We start from the raw sequence: 22,257 nt of genomic DNA on the forward strand, positions 1-22,257 counted from the left end.
AATGGCAGAAAGTACTCGTTGTTTCACCTCATATATGCCTAAAAAGAATATTCCCTACTTTTGCATTCGTCTATCCCATATATGAGTAATTCAAACCTTGCAATAAGAACCGTAATTTTCAGCATGCTGGGAAATGTTGGCTTGGCGGTGATTAAATTTCTGGCGGGTATTTTTGGAAATTCCTATGCCCTGATTGCTGATGGAATTGAATCGGTCGTGGATGTATTTGCCTCCATTCTTGTACTTATTGGTCTGCGTTATTCTGCCAAGCCTGCAGATGAAAACCATCCTTACGGTCATGGCAAAGCAGAACCTTTGATCACTTTTCTTGTGGTGGTATTTCTTATTATTTCCGCCAGCACAATAGCTTGGCAGGCTTATGAGCATATTATCACCCCACATAATTTACCCAAAGGGTTTACGCTGATCGTTTTGGCAGGAATTATTCTTTGGAAGGAAGTGTCCTTTCACGTAGTAATGCGGCGTAGCAAAAAAATAAACAGCAGTGCCCTCAAAGCTGAAGCTTGGCATCATCGAAGCGATGCGATCACCTCAGTAGCTGCATTTATCGGAATTACGATCGCACTTTTTGGGGGCAAAGGATTTGAAGTAGCAGACGATTATGCGGCATTATTTGCGGTAGCATTTATACTTTACAACTGTTACAAAATCTTCCGTCCTGCCTTGGGAGAGGTAATGGATGAGAATAATTACGAAGAGTTGACAGAGCATATCCGACAGATTTCTCTCACAGTGCCTGGTGTGAAAGGCACGGAAAAGTGCTTTATCCGTAAAGCAGGAATGGAATATCATGTAGATTTACACGCATTGGTTAAAGGCGAGCTCACCGTTACCGAAGGTCACGACATCTCTCATCAGCTGAAAGACAAGCTATGCGATGAGATTCCAGAACTAGGAAATGTCTTGATTCACATCGAGCCTTTTTAATGAGTTTATTTTAAAAAGAGAAATTTCCATACAATCATCTAGAGGTCTGAATTTGCGTATTTGCCAGCCTGGGCTACCGTGGTTTGAGCGGATTTGTGTATTTTTCTATCTGCTTTCAAATCCTTAGTCGATTTGTGGTGTTTCACTAAATTCCTGATAAACCCTATGAAAACCATTTTAACAATTGCCCTTTTCCTTTCTGCCACTTTTGCTTTTGCGCAAGTAGAAAAAGATGTAGCTTCTCAAGTAGAAAAACTGCGAGTAGCATTGATCGATCCCACTATTGCCAATCTTAGCGAGATCAGCTCTATCAACCTAAGCTATGGTCACTCCAGTGGAAAACTGGAAAACCAGGCGCAGTTCATTGAAGCTTTGGTAACTGGTGCTTCCGATTTTGCAAAAGTCGATTTTCAAGATCAAAGCATTCAAGTAGAAAAAGATGTGGCTATCGTTCGTCATAATTTGGCAGCAGACGTTTTGGATGGTGGTACAAGTAATTCGATAAAAATTGGAGTGATCCTAGTTTGGCACAAAGAAAAGGGCCAGTGGAAATTACTGGCCCGTCAGGCATACAAACTGCCTTAGATTATTCAGCTATTTTCTCCGGTTCTATAGGTTTCTTATGCCAATATGAAGCAAGTATAGAACCGCTGACATTCATAAAAGGTCCAAATACAGCAGGAGCTAAGCCAACTGTTGCGATCTTTCCCATCTCCTTGGCAATACCGGAGGCTAGACCTCCATTTTGCATTCCCACTTCTATCGCAATGGTTCGGCAATCTTTTTCGCTGAGTTTAAATAATCTACTCGCCCAATACCCAAGCACATAGCCAAAGAGATTATGAGCAATCACCAGCACAATCAGCAATGGACCGATATCCAACAGACTATCTCTGCCTGCAGCTACTATCACTACCAGAATCAGGGCGATGGCTGCCATAGAAATTATAGGCATGAGATCATCCAGCCATTTAGCTTTGCCACGAAGAAAATAATTAAACAACAAACCTGCACCGATTGGTATGATGACCATTTTCACAATGCTAAACATCATATCCACCACATCAATCGCAACAAATTCTCCTGCTAGCCAGCCCATCAAAAAAGGAGTGACAAAAGGCGCCAATAAAGTGGTAACTGAAGTTACAGTAATGGAAAGCGCAAGATTTGCTCTGGCAAGAAAAGCCATGACATTTGAAGCCATTCCACTCGGAGAGCAACCTATCAAAATCATCCCAGCAGCTATTTCAGGTGGAAACCCGCTCATTTTCGCGAGTGTATAACCAATGAAAGGCATAATGGAAAACTGACAGAGTACACCTATCAAAACTCCCTTGGGCATTTTCACGACTCCAAGGAAATCTTTAATGCTCATGGATGTCCCCATGCCAAACATAATTATCTGAATCAGCGGGACGATTGAAGCGCTGAACTTATACCCATTGTACTCGATGAAGTATTGGGGAAAATAAAGAGCTAAAGCAACCGACCCAAAGATCATCATGGAATAGGCATAACCTTTGAGATGTGTGCTTCCCAAAAAGGCAATTGCGCAAACAAAGAAAAAACCGATCCAAAGAAACCCGGCGTTTGCGATTCCTGAAAAGAGACTGGTAGCCAATGCGGCTAAGAATAATACAACTGTAAGTATTGAAAGTGCTTTGGTGATTTTTGGATTCAAAATGACGGTATTTTGGGTGAGTTCACTTGAATTTAAACCGAAAACCAGATTTCAAATCTAGCTCCCGGGTTAATCCATCGGTAAAATAGGTATTTCTTAACTATAGGTTCTATCGTGAGAACGCTTTTCGTTCCACATATCAGTAGGGGCAAAATAAGAGCTATCAGATGGATGAAGGTGAGCTTTCACCACCTCTTCATTCAATTCGATTCCTAAGCCTGGAGCATCCAGAGGAACTGGCGCATAACCTTTATCGATCATTTTTCCTCCACCAGTCATGGTTACTAAATCCTCCCACCATGGTACATCCACAGAGTGATGCTCAAGAGCTAGGAAATTTTGAGTGGCTGCAGCGCAATGTACATTTGCCATAAAAGAAACCGGTGTTCCAGCCTGGTGCATCGCCATGGAGATACCCTTTTCCTCTGCATAATCAGCAATTCGCTTAGTCTCAAGCAGGCCTCCAGAAGAAGCTAAATCCGGATGAATAATGTCTACCGCGTGGTTATCGATCAAGTCTTTGAAATATTGCAGAAGGTAAATATCCTCACCTGTCGTAGTTGGTGTATTGAGAGCAGTGGTGATCGTTTTATGTTGCTCCCACATTTGCCAAGGCACCATATCTTCCAGCCAAGCCAGACGGTATTTGTCAAGTGCTTGACCTAGTCGGATACAATTGTTCAAGTCAAAATGTCCGTAATGATCCGTAGAAAGCGGAATATCGTAGCCTACCATGCCGCGAACGTGATCTACGATTTTTGCCAGCTCATCCAGTCCTTTTTCTGTGATTTGGACACCAGTAAATGGATGGGCAGTGTTACCATAAGACATGTACCCACCTGACCACTGACTTCGTCCGTTTTTGAAGATTTCAGGATTTACTAGACATCCGGGAATATCCATGATCTCACCGATGGACACATCCATTTTCAACCAAGTATATCCCTGCTCTTCCGTTCTAAATTTGATCAGTTTCATCTGCTCTTCAGGGGAACTAGCCTCAGGAGTATCAGCATAAAGACGAATAGAATCTCGATATCTTCCTCCAAGCAGCTGCCATGCAGGTACATTGTAAGCTTTGCCACACAGATCCCAAAGTGCCATTTCTACGCCACAGACACCACCAGCTTGACGGGATTGTCCACCAAACTGCTTGATAATTTTAAAAATCTTCTCCACGTTACAAGGGTTCTCACCCAATATTCTGCTCTTCAGCATCAAAGCATATTTAGGATCAGCTCCATCACGTACTTCCCCTAGCCCATAAATCCCTTGGTTAGTATCAATTCGAAGAATGGCCGTACCACCCATCACGTTGGTGTGCGCATATCGTAAATCAGTGATTTTCAAGTCGGAAGGCGCGGATGCACGACGTACATTCTTAGTGGTCTCAGCCATGGTATCTTCAATACTAAGTCCCATTAACGCAGTTAAACTCAAGCCGCCAAGTGCAGTTTTTTTCAAAAAATCTCTCCTATTATCTTTTGTCAGTGGGTTGTCGATTTCAGCTTGGCGCTGTGCAGTATAGGCACGCTCCTGCTCCTTATTTTTCTGAATGAGGTGTTGTAAGGTGTTTTTCATGTCAATTAGGTTTATTGGGTTAAAGAATTTTTGAGTATTGCAGCTTTATAGAATTTCAAGAAATCAATAGTTTCTCTCCTTCAGGTAATCATCCAATTCCTGCTTAGTCATTGGAAGTTTTCCAGGGTAGTTATTCAACCAGTTGAGAAAGTCTTTCTTAATCTCATCCGTCCATTGGCTATCTATCTGACCAGCTAAGTATTTTCCTTCACGAAGTCTTTGGTGGCCAAATTCATCTCTTAATCCTGTCACTTCAGAAGTCAACACAAGCTCCTCTACCAGATATGCTGGAATAAAAATCACCCCATATTTTTTAGCCAAAACCACATCTCCAGGAAGCACCGTAGCTCTACCAACTCGAATAGGACTGTTAATTGAAGTAAGCATCATTTGTTGGATATAGGACGGATCTTGACCTTTCATCCAAGCATTGAAGCCTTCTATCTCAGAAAGCCCTTCCTGATCGCGCACAGATCCGTTGAAGATTACTCCACGTTGGGATTTGGCATAGATGGCATTGCCGAGATTATCTCCGATCAGCGTTCCGTCGACGATTTTCCCATAGCCATCGGCCACATATACATCTCCGTTAGTAAGAATATCTATAGGCCAGGAGTTCGTCCCTCCTTTTGGAGATCTCCCCTCTTTTTCTACTCCTTGATCTTTGACTTGCTTCTCCAAATCCGGTCTTAGAGGCATATATTGAGCCGTCACCACTCTACCTGTCATAGCCTCTTCTGGTAGCATGATTTGCCACTCGCCTTCGTATTGGTTTTGATAGCCTTTATTTCTCAAAACGCCCCATGCTTCTTCTATTGAGATGTTTTTAAGGCGCTCCAGAATTGAATCAGAAACTTTCGGTCTCCCATCTGCGGATCTTTCTCCAGTCCAATCTGAAGTGAGCGCTTTGATGTATTCTGGAGAAGCTCCTACATTTTGAGCAGTTGAATTAGAAATAGTGGAAATTCCTAGGGCAGCAAAAAGAGTTACTGCAACTAGTGTTTTTTTTGTGAAATTGGGTCTTATTGAAACTGAGATCATAAGCTGGGTTATTTGATTTAAGCAGTGGTTGCCTTGAATTGGCAACCACCTTTATATTCATTATCTATTCAAAAAAAGGAATGCCGGGAACTGCATGCTTTTTCATTCCTTCTTCGTTGATTTCCACTCCGATACCTGGTTTTTCAGAGACTGTGATAAAGCTATTTTCAGTTCTTGGACCATCGTAAGTGACGATATCTTTCCATAAGTCATCTGTGTCCATGTAGATTTGCCATTCCATAATCTGGAAGTTGGGCACAGAAGCGCAGACGTGACAACTGGCCATTGCGCCTAAGAAAGAAGCAACCATGTGAGGAGAAAAAGGCACATAATAAAGATTTGCCAGATTGGCGATACGCTGTGCTTCACCGAGTCCGCCTGCTTTTTGCAAATCCGGCATAATTATATTGAGTGCTCCATCAGAAAGTAACTTGGTAAAACCGTAAGCGAGGTAAATATTCTCACCGGCACAAATAGGTGTACTCGTCTCTTGAGTGATGTGCTTATACATTTCCGGATTATCAGCAGGAATAGGTTCTTCTAAAAACATTAAGTTTAAAGGTTCGTAGGCTTTCGCCATTTTCATTCCAGTGACCGCATCGTATCTACCATGCATATCCACGCATATATCAATGTTTGGGCCCACTTCTTCCCTCACTGCAGCGATGGCATTGTACATTCTGTCTACTTCTGCGGGACTCGCGGTCCAGTTGAAGCGGTCATATTTATTCGGATCTCTAGCATCGTCCACGTCAAATTTTACAGCATTATAGCCTTTGGACACTGCATTTCGCGCGGCCATAGCATAATCATTTGGAGTAGGATTGGTAGAAGTATATAGCGCAGTGTCGCAGTAAACACGAATTTTATCCCTGAACTTCCCTCCCAATAATTGGTAAACAGGAACATTAAACACTTTTCCTGTAATATCCCAAAGTGCAGTCTCAATTGCTGTGAGAACAGCCACAAAAACTCCAGACTGTGCACCACCAAAAAAAGCTCCCTTCCGGATTTGCTCTGCAAGACGATTGGGATTTAAAGGATTTTGCCCTTTGAGCTGATTACCCATCCGCTTGATCATATAATAAGTTCCTTGGATCGCATCAACTGCCTCTCCACAGCCCCAAACATCTTGATTGGTATAGATTTTCACATAAACGGCACCTCTTACATAGCCGCATTTCACATCTGTGATCTTTAGGTCTGACGGATTGGAATAAGGGTTTTGCTTGACTACAGCAGCATTCAATCCTTGCCCAAAAGTGGATAACATGCCAGCTCCAGCCAAGCCAGCTACTGCTCCTTTTTGGAGAAAGGATCTTCTTGAATTTTTAGATTTCATAGGTTTTAAGGGTTGTATTTAAAATTACCAAGTTCTGTTTTTTAGAATTTCTTGGATTTGTTCTCTAGCTATAGGTAATTCATCTATATGGGATTCGAGCCACTGTGAAAAGTCTTTTTCTATTTCATCAGACCATCTCGTGTCGATATCTCCGGCGGTGTATTTTCCTTCTCTGATTCGCTCATGTCCAAACATATCTCTCAATCGAACTACTTCTGAAGTAACTACCACCTGCTCCACGAGATGTGCAGGAATAAAGGATACTGCTCCATCACGACCTAAAACCACATCCCCAGCCATCACCGTAGCTTGACCGATTTTTGTAGGTTTATTAATTCCGATTAGCATTGTATTCAAATCTCTAGGTTGATTGTGATGGGAAGGATGGTAGCTACGGTAATAGGAAGTGAATCCACCAATTTCCTTAAGCCCGGCGATGTCTCTGATCGCTCCATTGTAAACGATTCCATTTCCTGAGTTTGCAAAAATGGCATTACCTACATTGTCACCTATGGTAGGACCTCCATCATGAATACCAAATTGGTCGGCGACATAGACATCGCCTTTCACCAACAAATCTACTGGCCAGACATTTTGCCCTTTCTTCCCTTCAGCTTTCCCACGTGCATCAATAGCCCCGTGAATGTCTGGTCTGCCTGGCATAAAAGTAGCCGTCAGTGCTCTTCCTACCATTATGCTGTCCGGATTGATCATTTCCCAGCCATCGGCATATTGATATTTGTAGCCTGCATTTTTCATTACTGCCCATGCTTCATCATGAGTCACTATTCTCATACGCCTCAGCAGGTCATCAGACACTTTAGGGCGACCATCTTCAAATCTTTCTCCCTTCCATTCTTGGGTCAGAAAGAGCATTTCCTCTTTTGAAATCTGTTGAGCAAAAGAATCTATTCCAATAAAGAATAAAAACAGCAAGGTTATATAGGTTTTTTTCATTTTGGAATATAACTAAAATCAAAATAAACCGAGCCTGGATTTTCCAAGTTCGGTTCTATACTTATTTGTCCCACCAAACTTTAGTAGCTAGGTTGTCAGCCCCTTGTGCAGAAATTGCAGCTTGAACATTCTCAGAATTTACTGAAATCTCTGAATTTGGATAAGTCAGTCGGTTGATAAACTCTACTTCCCTACCCTGATAAGGATTTGCTTGAAGAATTGGAAATCCTGTTCTTCTGAAATTCGCGAATGCTTCAGGTCCATTCAGAAAGGAGGATACCCAGTATTGCATTCCTATTTGCTCCATTGCTTTGGAAGAATCAAATGGATTTGCCGATAGATATGCATCTATTTCTCCCAGTGCAATAGAAGACCCTTCATCTACCGTCCCCAATTGAAGCATGTGCGCACGCACGCCCGCATTAAAGTAAGATTCTACATCTCCTGAAGTAATCCACCCTCTTTGTCTGGCTTCTGCCAATAGTAGGTAGTTTTGAGAGGCTGTTACCAGAAAGTTCTGTGCTGTATTTTTTGCCAATCTCCTTCTATCTGCCTGCGCAAATTCATAGAAACTAGCTAATCCTAAATCGGATGCTGCTTTTACTGCTCCTGCATTATCATTCCCCATTGGCATACCCACATGTACATCCGCTGCATAGGTACCATTCGCAGGAGTTTGCTCAGGACCGGATTTTGCACCGACGTAAGTAATAGCAATTGCGGGAAGTCTAGGATCATTTTTGCTTCGCAAATATTCTACAAATGGCTCTGTCAAATAGAAATTGGAAGCCTCAGTAGCATTAAGCAAGTTGCCTATAGGATTCGTATAATTAGGATCATGCTTGAGAGAAGCATTTTCGGAATTGGTAAGAATCACCCCGCCTTGAAAAGCTTGTTGCACCACGGACTGAGCTGTAGTAGGATCAACTTCACTAAGTCTCATGCCTGCTCGTAGAAGTAATGAATAGCCAAAACTTTTCCACTTCATGATATCACCTGCATACAGAATATCTGCAGTTTCGATGCGTCCAGAAGGATTCAAAGCGGCAGATGCCTCTGACAATTCCTTGATTAAATCAGTGTAGATCACTTGTTGGCTATCATATACAGGCAGATATATTTGCTGTGAATACCCAACCCCTCCTTCAAAGTATGGAACACTCCCGTAAGTATCGGTCAAAACCATATAGGCATTTGCCTGAATGATTCTTGTCATGTGGTATAGATTTTCCCGAGAAGGATCCTCTTTTATCTGACTGATGACATCTTTTGTGTTTTTGATGACATTGCGATAATATGCCTGCCAACTGTCATCTGTGACTCCTCGATTGTCTTGGTTATAGTTAGCTCCCGTGAGCAGGCCAGAATTAGGAGAAACGATCTGTTGAACCACCCCGATCTCATAAATCAGCGTACCTGTACTATATGCACTTCCAATAATGGCATTGTTTAACTGAAATGCCGGATCAATAGAAGTTGCACTGACCTTATTGGTATTAAGTTCGTCGAAATTGCTGTCACATGCTGATGAATACACCAGAATGGAAACTATAAATATGTAATTAAGTATCTTTTTCATGTCTGTATAGCTTAGAATTTGACATTAAGATTAAAACCTAAACCTCTGGTAGATGGTAGTCCAGTGGACTCCATGCCGACCAAATTATCCGAAGAGTAGCCGAAAGATTCTGGATCAATATTGTCAACCCATTTCTTTATCATGAAAACATTGTTCGCAACAAAATTCAGTTTCACGGATTTGAATGGTTGCTTCTCAGGTAAATGCTTGGTAAAGTCATAGCCTAATGTGATCTGCCGAAGCTTCCAATAGCCCCCATCATAAATGACAGGCTCCACTAATGCCTGAGACCTCACGACTTCCCAGTAAGATTGGACTGGTGCAACTACTGTATTTATTTCACCTGCTTCATTCACTCCCTCGCCTACTACACCTCCTTCTCTTCCTTCGAGCGTCATCTTATGAAGACCATGTCGAGTAGCATTGAAATTAGTACCTGAAAGCATGATATTCCCCAATTTGAAATCTATCAGGAAGGAAAGCATGACTCCTTTGTAATTGAAGGAGTTGTTGAAGCCACCTACCCAATTTGGTAAGGCACTCCCGAAATTGACCAGATCTGTAGTTCTAAGGGGAATTCCATTAGCACCGAAAATCTTTCTTCCTTGATCATCTCTTTTATAGCCAAATCCTGCCACTTGCCCCATTTCCATTCCTACGATTTGTCTCAATTCACCATTGAAAACGTGCGTTCCTACCGTAATTCGTTCTCCAGGCGTATCAGTAAGCAGACTAAGTACTTCAGTTTTATTGTATGCGGCATTTGTGGTGAATTCCCACGTGAACTTCTCATTCTCAACTGGAACCAAGGTCAAGAGCATTTCTACTCCTTTATTTTCACTTTGACCACTATTGATAGATGTATTTACAAATCCTGAGGCATCTGAAATCTGTGCACTAACGATTTGATCTGTCGTAAGCTTTCTATAGGCAGCCATGTCGAGGCTAACTCTGCCTTGTAACATGCTCAGTTCAAAACCCACTTCAGCTTCTCCGATTCTCATTGGACGCAAATTGGGATTTGGAAGATTGGTCCCATTTGGACCTCCGATCGGCTGACCACCAAAAAGGTTATTATTGATTCCATAGAAAAGCACATTGGAATATGCTCCTACATCTGCGTCACTTCCCACTTCAGCATACGCCACTCTCAGCTTGCCAAAATTCAACCAACCTGTTTTACCGAAATTCTCAGTGAACACCCAGCTGGCTGAAACAGAAGGATAAACAATACTTCTGTTTTCCTCCGAAAGTGTGGAGAACCAATCGTTTCTAACTGTTCCTGTCAAAAACAGCATATCCTTGAACGACACTTCCGCTGATCCATAAAGTGAGTTAACTGCCCGCTCATTCAGATCGTAAATCGGATCTTTTGCTCTACCATTCTGAACTGTGTAGAGATCTCTAACTACGAAGTCGGTAACCTGAACACTATTCCGATCAGACCTTCGCTGCATGTGATTGCCTCCGAAATTTGCATTGATGGTGTAATCACCAAATTCTTTATTCGCATTAATCAAGAAATCTGTGTTGATCTCACGGAATCTGCGTGACTCCTGCGTATAAACCCCATTGACAAAACCAGCTGGGGCAGCAGCTCTGGATGCCTGACCTGTAGGGAAGTTGTTGTAATCCTGATCACGGGACCAGTAATCCTCCCCTACTCTCCCTTGGACAAACAACCAAGGAAAAAGCTCATATTTCACAGCTACGTTTCCAAAAATCCTATCCCTTTTGATATTTTGAAATTGCTCTTCAAGCGTGAAGTATGGATTGGTACGATTACGGAATCTAGAGTAAACAGCTTCATTTCCATTAGCATCGTATTTATTTTCATCCAGTACATTTAGCGGCATGGAGTTCGCCATATTGTAAAGGGCAACTGGAATGGTATTGTCCTGCTCCCCGATATTTGGAGGATTTTTATTGTCCTCTACAGAATAGTTGAAATTACCTTTGAAGCTCAATTTGGATGTCAAGTCATAGCCAAAACCTAAGTTGATTGTCTTTCTGTTGTACGTGTTATTTGGTACAATACCTTTGCTATTCAGATCGGAGAAAGACAAGCTCATACCACCTTTCTCTGTGGAGGTAGCGAGCGTTATGGAATTGGTCATGTTCTGACCATTTCGAAAAAAATCATTGATAATTCCCTTTACAGGCTCATAAGGCACCGTTACTCCATCAAAAAGCATTTGTGTCATGCCAGGTTGGAATTTCTCTCCAAACGACCATTGGCCTGAAGTTGGATTTGGAGTAGTTGGTCTGACACCCTGTTCGCCTTGACCATACTCATATTGGTAATCAGTAAAGTCCAAAGGGGCTTCATTGGTGTAGTTGAGGTTATAAGTGACACCTATTCCCCGAGAATCATTTTTACTCTTGGTAGTAATCATGACCACTCCGTCTTTTGCTCTGGATCCATAAAGTGCAGCGGCAGCGGCACCTTTCAGAATGGTCATAGTCTGTACATCATCAGGATTAATACTAGATAGACCATCACCACCATCCGAAGTATTTCCTCCACCACGAACTCCAATTGAACTATCTGATCCGCTGCTATTTGGATTCGTACCAAAGTTGGTATTGTCAATCGGAACGCCGTTTACTACAATCAAAGGGCTATTTTGACCAGAAATAGAAGACTGACCTCTAATTCGGATTTTTGATGTTCCGCCGGGACCAGTTCCTAATGCTGAGATGGATACACCTGCCACTTTCCCTTGAAGGGCATTCATGACATTTGGCGTTCTATTGATGGTCAACTCGTCAGATTTCACAGTGGAAGTAGCATAACCAAGGCTTTTAGCGGATTTTTCTATGCCCAAAGCTGTTACGACTACCTCTTCTAGATCGCTCTCGTCTACTACCATGGTGATGTTGATTTCCGACCTGTTTCCAACTGTGATTTCTTGATTGAGGTATCCGACAAAGGAAAACACCAATACAGAAGCTTCACTTTCAACATCGATAGCATAGGTACCTGAATTATCAGAAACAGAACCCACTGAAGTTCCCTTCAACAGGATATTGACGCCAGGAAAGCCCGCTCCTGTCTCATCAGTAATCCTCCCCGTTACAGGAATTCTTTGGCGTTCCTTTTTGAGTAGGGAATTCCTTGTAGTCTTCGAACCGCTAGCGCTAATCTTATTATCCGAAATGGGTAAATAGTTAGTTGCTTGAATATATTTCAATTCAGAATCTTTGGCTGATTGGCCAGACTTAGCTTGAAATATCACATAAAAAGTATCGCCAGCTTTTTCGTAGCTGAGTCCTGTTTCTTTCAGGATCACTTTCAATCCCTCTTCTACAGAATTAAAGGGAGAATTCGATGGCTTGATCTTTTTTGATTGAACTAACTCATCCTTGTATGCGATCGAGACATTAAATTTATGCTCGAATTGGGTCAAGACCTCTTTTAGATCCTTGTTTTCATTCCTAGACGTATAGGTATCTAGGCGTTTTTCTGAAGCTAACAATCCCTCGACTTGCGCAGCTGCAAACCAAGAAATCGAACAGCTCATACACATCAGTAGTACAAACTTTCTCATTGTAAACAGGTTTTAGGTTATTTGGGGAATACTTCATTTTGGGTTATTTAATCAGGTACTTATTTCTCTCGTTTACTATTTCAATGTTGAATATTTTGGAGATCTGATCCATAAACTCCGCTGAATCTCCAAGTGGCATTGAGCCAGATGCAGTTTGGGATAGCACCTCCTCATCCTGTATTTCTATTTCAATTCCGTAATTATTTCTGGCCATTTTTATGATTTCACCTAGGCTTGTTTCATCCAGATGAAATACATTATCCTTCCATGAGGTATAAAGCGATGTGTTTACTTTTTTCCGCTGGAACTTATTTTCCTTAAACTCCACCAACTCACCTGGACTCATCACGATCTTGCCTTCTTTCTCCTTCACCGGAAAACTTAACGTAACCAACCCTGAGGTGAGCACAACCTCTGTTTCTTGAGACCGGTTATAGACATTGAATTCCGTCCCCAACACCTCTATGGCTACATTTTGAGAACTTAAAACCTTAAAAGGTTGATGATCTTTCTTATGGACTACACTAAAAAATGCCTCTCCCTCTATCCAAATCTCTCTTGCCATCTGACCCTCCCAATTGTCAATAAAAGTCAGTTTGGAATTTGAATTCAAAATCACTTTTGAACCATCAGGAAGCATAAGCTCTTTCGTCTCTCCAAATGCAGATTGGTATTCGATTTCTTTTGGCAAATTATACCAGTACCAAGCTAGAAATACCAATGCGCAAGACGCCACAGCAGAGGCAAAAGGCCAGAAAAACCTCCTGTCTGGAGTTGGCTTAGAAAACTTTGGGGGCTGCTTGATCTCGCTTTGGATGGCGCCCCAAACTGAAAGCATTTCACTTGGTTTCATCTCAAGCTTTGCATGTTCCAAACTCAAAACCAACCTTTTTGCTTCATCGATCAACGCCACTTTAGATGGATTAGAATCCTTCCAATCCATCCAAAACTCATCGTGAATTGGGTCAGAATAAAGCACCCATTCCTTGAAAAATGGATCTATGACAAAGTCATCTATTGAAAAATTAGAGTAATCTGAAGGTTGATGATTCACTAGGTCTCTTTTGGTTATTACCTATAAGAGTGTAGAAGTGCTAAAACCTCATCATTTTTTTCAAAAAAAATTCAAAAGCAAAAAAACTAAGCTAAATAGTTTAAGTATGATGCAAACAATAATGCTTTGAGCACAACTTTCAAGCATTGCAAGGCCTTTGAAAGTAGATTATGGGCAGAAGCCGGAGTGATAGACATGATACTGGAAATCTCAGCATAACTGAGGTCATTGAAATATTTGAGAACTACGATTTCACGCTGCCTCTTTGAGATTTTAGCCAGTGCATTAGCAACTTTGCTTTTATTATCCTTCAAATAGTCTTGGGAAATCAACTCTTCTTCGATAGATGATGCAAATTCAATTGATTGGCTATCTTCATTCAGCTCTGAATAAAGTTTACGGTCGCGTGTAATGTGCTGTATGAGTAGATTCCGAAATGATTTAAAAAGGTAATATTTGACAGAATCAATCTCAGAAAGCCCTTCTCGTCTATTCCAAATATTGGTAAAAAGCTCCTGGATGCAGTCTTTAACAAGCTCACGGTTATAGCAAAAATGCATTCCGTAATTGAAAAGTAAATTAGAAAAGCGTTGGTACAAATTTGAAAATGCAAGGTCATTCCCCTTTCTCACACTTAGCCACAATACTTTGTCGTCAGATTGAGAACTAAAGGAAGACTTTGGGCTTTTTGAAATAAATAGATCAACTGTACTACCCATATTCAAAATTTTATTGCTGTAAATTTCGTTTTTAAGGTAGTAAGTTTTTTGATCTATATCAAATACTTATTTTAGACATTGAAAAATAACCATAGACAAACTATTATAAAAGTTAAATCAACCCAGCATCCCTGCTATAAAAAACCCAGCATAAGTCCCCAGCGCATTACCCAAACTACCCACCAGGACACCTGGAATAAGAAGATCTGGGCGATTCAAGCTTTCGGCGGAAGCTAAGGCAGTAGTATTACCGCCCACATTCGCCTGAGAAGCCACAGCGATCACATCCCAGTCTACTTTGAAAAGCGCACCGATTCCAAAGATCACGGCTCCGTGAACCAGAACAAGAATACCCACAAACAAAAAGAGAATCCCTGCCAGATCTCCTAGACCTTTGAGCGTGCTCAGGTCGCACAATGCTCCAATCGCCGCTAAAAACAAGAGTATAAGAAAAAACCCTAGCGTATGAGTTCCTGACAAGTTCTTTATTAAAGGCATTTGTGCCAAAATCAAAGCGAGTGTCGTGAGTATTAAAATCTCTGGGATTTGAGGAAAAAGCTCAAAAACGAATTTGGAAACCGCCATAGCCAAAAACGCCAAACCTAAAATAGTCGACAAGCTTGCTATGCTAATCGACTCTTCGTTTTTAATTGGTTGAGATTCAGCAGCCACAGGAAGTAACTTTTCTCTAGGAAATAAAACCTGCAAATACTTGGGTGCGATCAAGGTGGCAATAATCCAAACGGTTCCTACTAAACTATCTACGACGGTGGTTGCGGCATACAAATCCACATTTTCATTGACGTGGTAACTCAGAGCTATTGCATTGAAATTTATACTTCCGCCGATATAAGTTCCCGTGTACATTCCTGCTACCGCGTTTGCCATATCGCCTAGTTGAGCTGCGGGATTCACCAAAAACCAAGCTACTAATACCCCAATGATCGTCCCCAGTCCACCCACACCAAACATAAACAACATAGAAGCACCTGCCTTCTTCAGACTTTTAAGATCCACTTCCAAAAGAGCGATGAAGATTCCCATCGGTGCCAGATAGAGAAAAATCCCGGTATAAACTGGATTACCGGAAGTAGCTGTTGGGATTACACCCGCATTAGCCAATAAAGCAGCTATCAAAATCACTAAAATTGGAGTTCCCAAAGTCTTCCAGCCCTTGAATTTTGCAAGCCAAACAGCTAGCAATACGATCACACAAAGCATTCCACTTACATATAGAGGGTCTTGAGTCCAAGTCATGTGGGAAATTAGGCAAAAATTGGCTTATCGCTTTTAGAATAATCCCTCATTTACTTTCCTTATTCTCAGATGATAGTTTTAAATCTATTTCTGCAATTGCTGTAAAAAAACACTAAATGCATCTTAATAAATGGCACTCACAAGCAATACGGAAACTTCTATACCCCATTACTCACGGCCAAGCAGGTCTACCATCCCATTAAACCAAGTGGACACCACAGCTGGCATAATTGCGAACAATCAGCCTAAACTATTTTAAAATAGCCTTATCTTATGCCTTCAAATCACTTTTAACTCACACAATGAAAAAAATCTTTACAAGTATTGCTTTGGCCTGTATGGGATTCGCTTGTACTCCAGGTGCTACTCCACCCATCGCTTCGCAAATCGGGGAGAGCTCGTACACGCCTGGAAGGGTAGTTTGGCATGATCTGGCTTCACCTAATCCTGAGGCTTCCGCAGCTTTTTATGAGGCAGTTTTTGGATGGACAACTATTCCGCATGGAGAAGGAGACAAAATGGTTTGGGTCTTCAAAAACGAAGATAAACCCGTTGCCCTCATGGCATATTACCAAACTGAGAATGGTTCAGGCGAATGGATCGGAGCCATATCTGTTGATGACGTGACCGATGCTACAACTAAAGCAAAAGCTCAGGGAGCCAAAATCATCAAGAAAGCGATGAACGTAGATGAAAGAGGATCCATCTCTTTTATTCAAGATCCACAAGGAGCTAGCATTTCTCTAATCAAACTTTCAAACGGTGATCCAGAACCGGCTCTAGCTGAAGTCAATACATTTTTGGGACAGGAACTTTGGTCCAATGAACCTACTCAATCGGCTTCCTTTTATGCGAATGTCGTAGGCTACACTGCTGAGGAAACTGACACTCAAAAAGTCCCATACACCATTTTCAAAATGGGGGATATGAATTGCGCCGGAATGCTAAAAAATCCAGCTCCAACAGTACGCTCACATTGGGTTCCTTATATCAGAGTAGCTGATCTAAAAGAAACTCTTGCAAAAGCGACTAAAGCTGGCGCAAAAGTACTGGTAGAGCCAAACCCTGAAATCAGAAATGGCAATGTCGCCTTATTGATGGACCCTACCGGAGCACCAGTAGCAATTCAAGTTTACAATCCTTAATCCAACATCGAAATGAAGAAGAAACTATTACTATTCGGTTTAATCGTTTGTGCATCCTTGCTGGTCACTGCTTGCGCAAATATGTATGTATCAGGCGGTGTAGGTATGAGTTACTACGGTGGCCCGTATGGTGGATACGGCATGTCGCCTCATGTCAATGTAGGGATGTATGGTGGTGGAATGCGCTGGTAAAAAAACTCAATAATCAATATTCAAAAACAATGGTCAAGGAAATCGCAACCTTGACCATTTTTCTTGTAGGTTATAAATCTCCGGTAAGGTAAAACTTCTTGATTTCAGATAGCACAAAGTCAATTTCCTCTTCCTTCATCCAAGGATTTAAGGGCAACGATAGCCCTCGCCCGCTCAGTTTTCTAGCATTTACAAATTCTCCTTCACTTGGAAAAGGCTTCATATCTGGCAAAACATGCGGATAATGAATTGCTGTTCCGATTCCTTTTTCCAGAAGAAAATTCCTCAGCTCATCTCTTCGACTTGTCTGAATCACAAAAAGATGCGCATTGTGATTTTCTTCCAGAATACTCATTGGAAGTTTTAAATCCTCTATTCCTGAAAGTCCTTCCAAATACATTTTTGCAAGCTTCTTTCGAGTAGTTTGAAATGAATCAAAATACTTCAAAAACACATTCAAAAAACCTGCTTGAATAGCATCTATCCTACTATTTCTCCCTAGGACATCATGTTTATCACGAATCTCCTGTCCGTGATTGAGTAGCAATCGAATTTGGTCATTTAGGTCTTTGGAGTTAGTCAAACACATCCCCGCTTCTCCCAAAGCTCCCAAGTTTTTTGTGGGGTAAAAACTGAGACATCCAATATCTCCAAAAGTCCCTGCTGCTTTACCATTTTGAAAAGAACCAAAGGACTGAGCTCCATCTTCAATAACTAAAAGCTTGTGATGTCTCGCCTTCTTCATCAGCTTTTCCATGTCCACCATTTTTCCATACAGGTGAACAGGCATTACAGCTTTGGTTTTAGGCGAAATAGCCCTTACCCAATCCGAAGCCAAAAGTCCATTTTCATCTGTATCCCAAAAAATTGGTTTTGCTCCAACCATCACCACCACTTCAGCCGTAGAAACCCAGGTCATCGCAGGAACAATCACTTCATCGCCTTTCCCTATTCCTAATGCTCGCAAGGCAAGTTCCAATGCATCTGTTCCATTTGCACAGGCAATTGAAAATGGAGAATGGAGGTAGTTTGTAATTTGAGATTCGAAATCTTCTACTTCCTCTCCTCCAGAAAAAATTCCCTTCTCAAGCATTTCTTCAAACTTAGATTTCAAAGCATTTTTCAGCTTTTCATCCATTCTTTTGAGATCAAGAAAGGGAACCTTCATCCAATAAGTTAGCTAGTTGAATACTTAGATTTCTTCGGGAATATTGATCTATTCCTGTAGCTGAATCTGCTTTCCCACTGCGCTCAAACAGCTTCCTCAAGCTCACTTGAATCGCTACATGATCGGAATGAGAAAACACCTCTCCTGCTCCAGCCTCTTTCAAAATCTTGGCAGAATCCCCATCAGGATCTCCTAAAGCGAGTATCGGCAAAGTAGTCGCCATGTATTCGAAGAGTTTCCCAGGAATATTTCCTTTCGCATTTTTGGTATTGGTAAGGATCAAAGCCAAAGCATCGGCTTTCTCATAAAAACCAAAAACCTCTTGATGTGAAACATATCCGGCAAAAATCACATGATCAGAAAGCCAGGAATCCGCTGCAATTTCCTCACGAACCTGGTCACTTACTCTCCCTACAAAGGTAAATTTCACCTCGCCTTTCTCCTTAGAAAATTCTTCTTTCATAGCTTTCAACAAAGGCATTGGATTCCTAATCGAATCAATAATCCCTGTGTAAACCAGGTGTAAACTTCCAGCTTTTTTCTCTCCAATAGAAAAACCCTGAGGTATGTCGTCATCATCAAAACCATTGGTAAGTAAATCAATTTTCCGCGTAGCGAGCTGCTTCAAATCCTCTTGGAATGTCGGAGAAATAGTCGTCACCACATCCGCTTCGCTTAATACTTCCTGCTCCAACTTCTTGTGTTTGGTTCTCACACGATTCTGCATAGGAAGCTTGTCCAAAAACTCCCATTGAGACCAAGGATCCCTAAAATCTGCCAACCAGAAAATGCCAGTTTCTCGTTTCAAATCCCTTCCGATCAAATGCATGGAATGAGGTGGACCTGTCGTAATGATTGCCTGAAACTGACCTTTCTCAATCAATTCTGTTAAGAATTTTACCGAAGGCTTCACCCAGAAAACCCGTGGATCAGGGACCATCAAATTAGCACGAAGCCAGATGGCGGCTTTTTCTATGAAACCATGTTCTTTTTGCTCCAGTACTCTTCCTGGATGTGATTCTTTTTTGCCTCTGATTTTATCCAAAAGCTGGTACGGTTCCCAAATCGGGAATTTCATTACCTCCAGATCTTTGGAAATTTCCTTTTCCAGCGTTTCGTCCTTCAGGTCAAAATCCGGATTCTCCGGTGTAAAAATCACAGGTTCCCAACCTGCTTCCGGCAAATACTTGGCGAATTTTAGCCAACGCTGCACGCCGGACCCTCCACTTGGTGGCCAATAATAAGTGATGATTAAAACTCGTTTCTTCATAAGTGTACCATGTCCTAAGTCTAAAGTACCAAGTAGCTGGCCATAAAATCAAATCTTAGAAAAAACATTAAGTCGCTGTCTCAGTTTTCAGTCGCAGTAAGAACTCTATGTAACGAAAGTGTTCCAATTAGTATAAGAATCTGCTTGAGTTCAGTAATTATTTACTTATTCAAAGGCATGTGACTCGAACCAAAATATTTAAATGCGTCCTCTGCGAAAAACTCAGCCTCCACTGCGGTTTAAAAAGAAAAAAGGGAGCAGGTCACCCCACTCCCTATCCTAATTTGAAATTTTAAATTCCAAATTTTAAATTCTATTACTCTCCCTGCGCTAGAGAATAGCCTCTTACGCCATCGAATGAGTAAAGATTTTCAGTTTTGATAAAGTCAAAACCTAGTTCTTCCACTTGCTTCAATAGCTCACGGATTTGAGCATGAGAAATGGTGGATTGCTCAGGAGTCTGGAATCTACATCTCCAGTGGTCTGTACAGAAGGATTCTTTCATTCCACCTGGGAATACTTTGATACCTCTATTCGTGATCAAAGTCAATTGCAAGCCATCAGCATTAGCAGCACGGAGCTGCTCACCCAACACCTGTGGATCTCTTCCTGCTTCATCCCAATCCACAAATACATCGACACCGATCAATTCCTTCTTGGCTTTGGTCACCGGAGATACAAATACGTTCATTGGAGTAGTATCCTTGTCAAAAGATGCAGGAACCATCGTAGATGGCACTTGACCCAATCGTTCGATCACTGCATTTGCAAATTCTTCAGTACCGGCTTTTTTGGTAGAAAGACCTTCTTGGTAGATATCTCCTGTATGAATTCCGTCTTCCAACGTCTTCATCCAAGCATTAGAGATTTTCTCAGCAATCTCAGGCTGACCAATATGAACCAACATCATAATTGCGCCATTCAGCAACCCAGATGGATTCGCGATACCCATTCCTGTGATATCAGGAGCAGATCCGTGAATCGCTTCAAACATCGCTACTTCTTCACCCACGTTTGCAGAACCACCAAGCCCTACAGAACCTGTCACCTGCGCTGCTACGTCAGAAATAATATCTCCGTAAAGATTCAGCGTAACGATCACATCAAAAGTTTCCGGTCTATCAGCGATCAAAGCTGTTCCGATATCGATGATTTTGTGGTCATTTTTAATATCTGGATACTCCTTCGCGATCTCGTCAAACGTCTTGTGGAAAAGCCCATCAGCCAACTTCATGATATTATCCTTAGTCATACAAGTCACTTTCTTGCGACCATATTTCTTAGCATACTCAAATGCATATCGGATAATTTTCTCAGAACCTGGCTTAGAAATCAATTTCAAAGACTGGAACACTTCCTGAGTCTGTCTGTGCTCGATTCCTGCATACAAATCCTCTTCGTTTTCACGGATAATCACCAGATCAGTCTCCGGGAAATGCGTCTGGATGAATGGAGAAAAAGCCTTGCAAGGTCTTACGTTCGCATATAGACCAAAAGAAGTTCTCGTGGTTACATTTAGCGATTTAAAACCACCTCCTTGAGGGGTAGTAATCGGTGACTTCAAGAAAACTTTCGTTTCTCTGAGCGATTCGAATGCATTCGGCTCCATTCCGGAGCTGATACCTTTTAGATAAACTTGCTCACCGATTTCGATTACATCGTATTCGAGCTGAGCGCCAGCTGCTTCGAGGATCGCCAAAGTAGCCTTCATGATTTCGGGACCGATCCCGTCACCATAGGCAACCGTAATTTTTCTTTTGGAAGACATATTAATATAGCGGATTTAGTTAAAATTCGATTTTGAACAAAAGTAAATAAAAATGTGGAAGCAGGTTTTTGACCTAGGACAAAATCCACATTATCTGGCTTTAAATTACAAAAAGGGTAATAATCGTTTACCTTAGGTTATTCATTTTCTAAGTATGCAGTTTGGGTTTGAATACCCTGCTTGTATATTTGTTTTATACTCAACGATGAACTATGGCTGATTTCAAAAATATCCTTACTGATGTAAAGAATGGAGTACTTCATTTGACCATCAACAGAGAAGACAAAATGAACGCGCTGAATTTTGAAACTTTAGAGGAGTTAAGGTCGATTTTTGAAGAGGTTTCGGACACCAAAGAAATCAAGGCGGTGATTATCACCGGTTCGGGTGAAAAAGCCTTCGTAGCAGGTGCTGACATCAGTGAAATCGCTTCGCTAAATGAAGTGAATGCCAGGAAGTTTGCTGAAAATGGGCAAGAGATTTTCAGTATGATTGAAAACTGTCACAAGCCTGTAATCGCAGTAACCAATGGTTACACGCTTGGCGGAGGCTGTGAATTAGCCATGGCTTGCCATATGAGAATTGCTACTGCAAATGCGAAATTCGGTCAACCGGAAGTCAATCTTGGAATTATTCCTGGCTACGGTGGTACACAGCGACTGACGATTCTCATAGGTAGAGGCAAAGCCAATGAACTTATGATGACTGGGGATATGATCGGGGCTGAAGAAGCAAAATCTCTAGGTCTGGTAAATCATATATTACCTACTAAGGAGGAGGCCCTCGCAAAAGCTGAAGAAATCATTTCCAAAATCTTAAGCAAAGCCCCACTTGCTATTGGTATGATTATCGACTGCGTCAATTCCGCTTATGTACCGGATGAAAATGGTTTTCAAACTGAAGCAAATAGCTTTGCCAGATGTGTGAAATCTGGAGACTACAAAGAAGGAACGTCCGCATTTCTCGAAAAAAGACAGCCGCATTTCAAAGGAGAATAAGCTCCT

At 41.6% G+C, this 22,257-nt stretch carries 18 protein-coding genes; 5 read left to right on the forward strand and 13 right to left on the reverse strand.

What is annotated here, in order from left to right; all coding sequences use genetic code 11:
* Positions 1 to 81: 81 nt before the first annotated feature.
* A complete protein-coding gene (locus AACZ87_RS11385) occupies positions 82 to 948 on the forward strand; it encodes a cation diffusion facilitator family transporter (protein ID WP_339867251.1) in 867 nt (288 codons plus the stop codon).
* A gap of 165 nt (positions 949 to 1,113) precedes the next feature.
* Entirely contained in the window at positions 1,114 to 1,533 is a 420-nt protein-coding gene (locus AACZ87_RS11390; protein ID WP_339867252.1) for a nuclear transport factor 2 family protein, read from the forward strand.
* A 1-nt stretch (position 1,534) separates the two neighbouring features.
* Here the strand turns inward: AACZ87_RS11390 and AACZ87_RS11395 are convergent, their stop codons facing one another.
* The 10 genes from AACZ87_RS11395 to AACZ87_RS11440 all read right to left on the reverse strand — a co-directional run bounded on the left by AACZ87_RS11395 (position 1,535) and on the right by AACZ87_RS11440 (position 15,710).
* Entirely contained in the window at positions 1,535 to 2,521 is a 987-nt protein-coding gene (locus AACZ87_RS11395) for a bile acid:sodium symporter family protein (RefSeq protein ID WP_339867337.1), read from the reverse strand.
* A gap of 204 nt (positions 2,522 to 2,725) precedes the next feature.
* Positions 2,726 to 4,210: a mandelate racemase/muconate lactonizing enzyme family protein gene (locus AACZ87_RS11400; RefSeq protein WP_339867253.1), complete on the reverse strand. Its 1,485-nt coding sequence runs from the start codon at positions 4,208 to 4,210 to the stop codon at positions 2,726 to 2,728.
* A 63-nt stretch (positions 4,211 to 4,273) separates the two neighbouring features.
* The gene (locus tag AACZ87_RS11405; protein WP_339867255.1) at positions 4,274 to 5,251 is read right to left on the reverse strand and encodes an RraA family protein; all 978 of its coding nucleotides are present in this window, start codon (positions 5,249 to 5,251) and stop codon (positions 4,274 to 4,276) included.
* A 64-nt stretch (positions 5,252 to 5,315) separates the two neighbouring features.
* Entirely contained in the window at positions 5,316 to 6,593 is a 1,278-nt protein-coding gene (locus AACZ87_RS11410) for a mandelate racemase/muconate lactonizing enzyme family protein (protein WP_339867256.1), read from the reverse strand.
* A gap of 24 nt (positions 6,594 to 6,617) precedes the next feature.
* The gene (locus AACZ87_RS11415; RefSeq protein WP_339867258.1) at positions 6,618 to 7,550 is read right to left on the reverse strand and encodes an RraA family protein; all 933 of its coding nucleotides are present in this window, start codon (positions 7,548 to 7,550) and stop codon (positions 6,618 to 6,620) included.
* Between the two features lie 61 nt (positions 7,551 to 7,611).
* Entirely contained in the window at positions 7,612 to 9,129 is a 1,518-nt protein-coding gene (locus tag AACZ87_RS11420) for a SusD/RagB family nutrient-binding outer membrane lipoprotein (RefSeq protein ID WP_339867260.1), read from the reverse strand.
* A gap of 11 nt (positions 9,130 to 9,140) precedes the next feature.
* Positions 9,141 to 12,680 (reverse strand): SusC/RagA family TonB-linked outer membrane protein, encoded by a 3,540-nt coding sequence (locus tag AACZ87_RS11425; RefSeq protein ID WP_339867261.1) that lies wholly within the window; start codon positions 12,678 to 12,680, stop codon positions 9,141 to 9,143.
* A gap of 43 nt (positions 12,681 to 12,723) precedes the next feature.
* Positions 12,724 to 13,734 carry a FecR domain-containing protein gene (locus AACZ87_RS11430; protein WP_339867263.1) on the reverse strand — a complete coding sequence of 337 codons (1,011 nt, stop codon included), beginning with the start codon at positions 13,732 to 13,734 and terminating at the stop codon, positions 12,724 to 12,726.
* An 86-nt stretch (positions 13,735 to 13,820) separates the two neighbouring features.
* A complete protein-coding gene (locus AACZ87_RS11435; protein WP_339867264.1) occupies positions 13,821 to 14,453 on the reverse strand; it encodes a sigma-70 family RNA polymerase sigma factor in 633 nt (210 codons plus the stop codon).
* 117 nt (positions 14,454 to 14,570) lie between these two features.
* On the reverse strand, positions 14,571 to 15,710 hold the full coding sequence (locus AACZ87_RS11440; RefSeq protein WP_339867265.1) for a DUF819 family protein: 1,140 nt from the start codon (positions 15,708 to 15,710) through the stop codon (positions 14,571 to 14,573).
* Between the two features lie 302 nt (positions 15,711 to 16,012).
* Here AACZ87_RS11440 and AACZ87_RS11445 point away from each other — a divergent pair, with 302 nt between their 5' ends.
* A complete protein-coding gene (locus tag AACZ87_RS11445) occupies positions 16,013 to 16,855 on the forward strand; it encodes a VOC family protein (protein WP_339867266.1) in 843 nt (280 codons plus the stop codon).
* Between the two features lie 12 nt (positions 16,856 to 16,867).
* Entirely contained in the window at positions 16,868 to 17,047 is a 180-nt protein-coding gene (locus AACZ87_RS11450; RefSeq protein WP_339867267.1) for a hypothetical protein, read from the forward strand.
* Positions 17,048 to 17,117: 70 nt separating this feature from the next.
* On the opposite strand, the gene AACZ87_RS11455 is transcribed toward AACZ87_RS11450, so the two are convergent.
* From AACZ87_RS11455 to AACZ87_RS11465, 3 genes are all read right to left on the reverse strand, one after another.
* Positions 17,118 to 18,215 (reverse strand): DegT/DnrJ/EryC1/StrS family aminotransferase, encoded by a 1,098-nt coding sequence (locus AACZ87_RS11455; protein ID WP_339867269.1) that lies wholly within the window; start codon positions 18,213 to 18,215, stop codon positions 17,118 to 17,120.
* Positions 18,196 to 19,485, reverse strand: a complete 1,290-nt coding sequence (locus AACZ87_RS11460) for a glycosyltransferase family 4 protein (RefSeq protein WP_339867271.1) — start codon at positions 19,483 to 19,485, stop codon at positions 18,196 to 18,198. The genes AACZ87_RS11455 and AACZ87_RS11460 overlap by 20 nt, the downstream gene beginning before the upstream one ends.
* A gap of 316 nt (positions 19,486 to 19,801) precedes the next feature.
* Positions 19,802 to 21,253: an NADP-dependent isocitrate dehydrogenase gene (locus AACZ87_RS11465; RefSeq protein ID WP_339867273.1), complete on the reverse strand. Its 1,452-nt coding sequence runs from the start codon at positions 21,251 to 21,253 to the stop codon at positions 19,802 to 19,804.
* A gap of 212 nt (positions 21,254 to 21,465) precedes the next feature.
* Between AACZ87_RS11465 and AACZ87_RS11470 the strand changes: the two genes are divergently transcribed.
* Positions 21,466 to 22,251, forward strand: coding sequence for an enoyl-CoA hydratase-related protein (locus AACZ87_RS11470; RefSeq protein WP_339867274.1), 786 nt, complete (start codon positions 21,466 to 21,468; stop codon positions 22,249 to 22,251).
* Positions 22,252 to 22,257 lie beyond the last annotated feature (6 nt).

The sequence above is a fragment of the uncultured Algoriphagus sp. genome (assembly GCF_963974365.1).
Classification (GTDB): Bacteria; Bacteroidota; Bacteroidia; order Cytophagales; family Cyclobacteriaceae; genus Algoriphagus.

Coding starts and splice junctions, on each gene's coding strand:
- AACZ87_RS11425 (WP_339867261.1), bottom strand. CDS start 12,680: ATGAGAAAGTTTGTACTACTGATGTGTATGAGCTGTTCGATTTCTTGG.
- AACZ87_RS11415 (WP_339867258.1), bottom strand. CDS start 7,550: ATGAAAAAAACCTATATAACCTTGCTGTTTTTATTCTTTATTGGAATA.
- AACZ87_RS11460 (WP_339867271.1), bottom strand. CDS start 19,485: ATGAAGAAACGAGTTTTAATCATCACTTATTATTGGCCACCAAGTGGA.
- AACZ87_RS11405 (WP_339867255.1), bottom strand. CDS start 5,251: ATGATCTCAGTTTCAATAAGACCCAATTTCACAAAAAAAACACTAGTT.
- AACZ87_RS11390 (WP_339867252.1), top strand. CDS start 1,114: ATGAAAACCATTTTAACAATTGCCCTTTTCCTTTCTGCCACTTTTGCT.
- AACZ87_RS11400 (WP_339867253.1), bottom strand. CDS start 4,210: ATGAAAAACACCTTACAACACCTCATTCAGAAAAATAAGGAGCAGGAG.
- AACZ87_RS11435 (WP_339867264.1), bottom strand. CDS start 14,453: ATGGGTAGTACAGTTGATCTATTTATTTCAAAAAGCCCAAAGTCTTCC.
- AACZ87_RS11385 (WP_339867251.1), top strand. CDS start 82: ATGAGTAATTCAAACCTTGCAATAAGAACCGTAATTTTCAGCATGCTG.
- AACZ87_RS11440 (WP_339867265.1), bottom strand. CDS start 15,710: ATGACTTGGACTCAAGACCCTCTATATGTAAGTGGAATGCTTTGTGTG.
- AACZ87_RS11465 (WP_339867273.1), bottom strand. CDS start 21,253: ATGTCTTCCAAAAGAAAAATTACGGTTGCCTATGGTGACGGGATCGGT.
- AACZ87_RS11455 (WP_339867269.1), bottom strand. CDS start 18,215: ATGAAGGTTCCCTTTCTTGATCTCAAAAGAATGGATGAAAAGCTGAAA.
- AACZ87_RS11420 (WP_339867260.1), bottom strand. CDS start 9,129: ATGAAAAAGATACTTAATTACATATTTATAGTTTCCATTCTGGTGTAT.
- AACZ87_RS11450 (WP_339867267.1), top strand. CDS start 16,868: ATGAAGAAGAAACTATTACTATTCGGTTTAATCGTTTGTGCATCCTTG.
- AACZ87_RS11410 (WP_339867256.1), bottom strand. CDS start 6,593: ATGAAATCTAAAAATTCAAGAAGATCCTTTCTCCAAAAAGGAGCAGTA.
- AACZ87_RS11470 (WP_339867274.1), top strand. CDS start 21,466: ATGGCTGATTTCAAAAATATCCTTACTGATGTAAAGAATGGAGTACTT.
- AACZ87_RS11445 (WP_339867266.1), top strand. CDS start 16,013: ATGAAAAAAATCTTTACAAGTATTGCTTTGGCCTGTATGGGATTCGCT.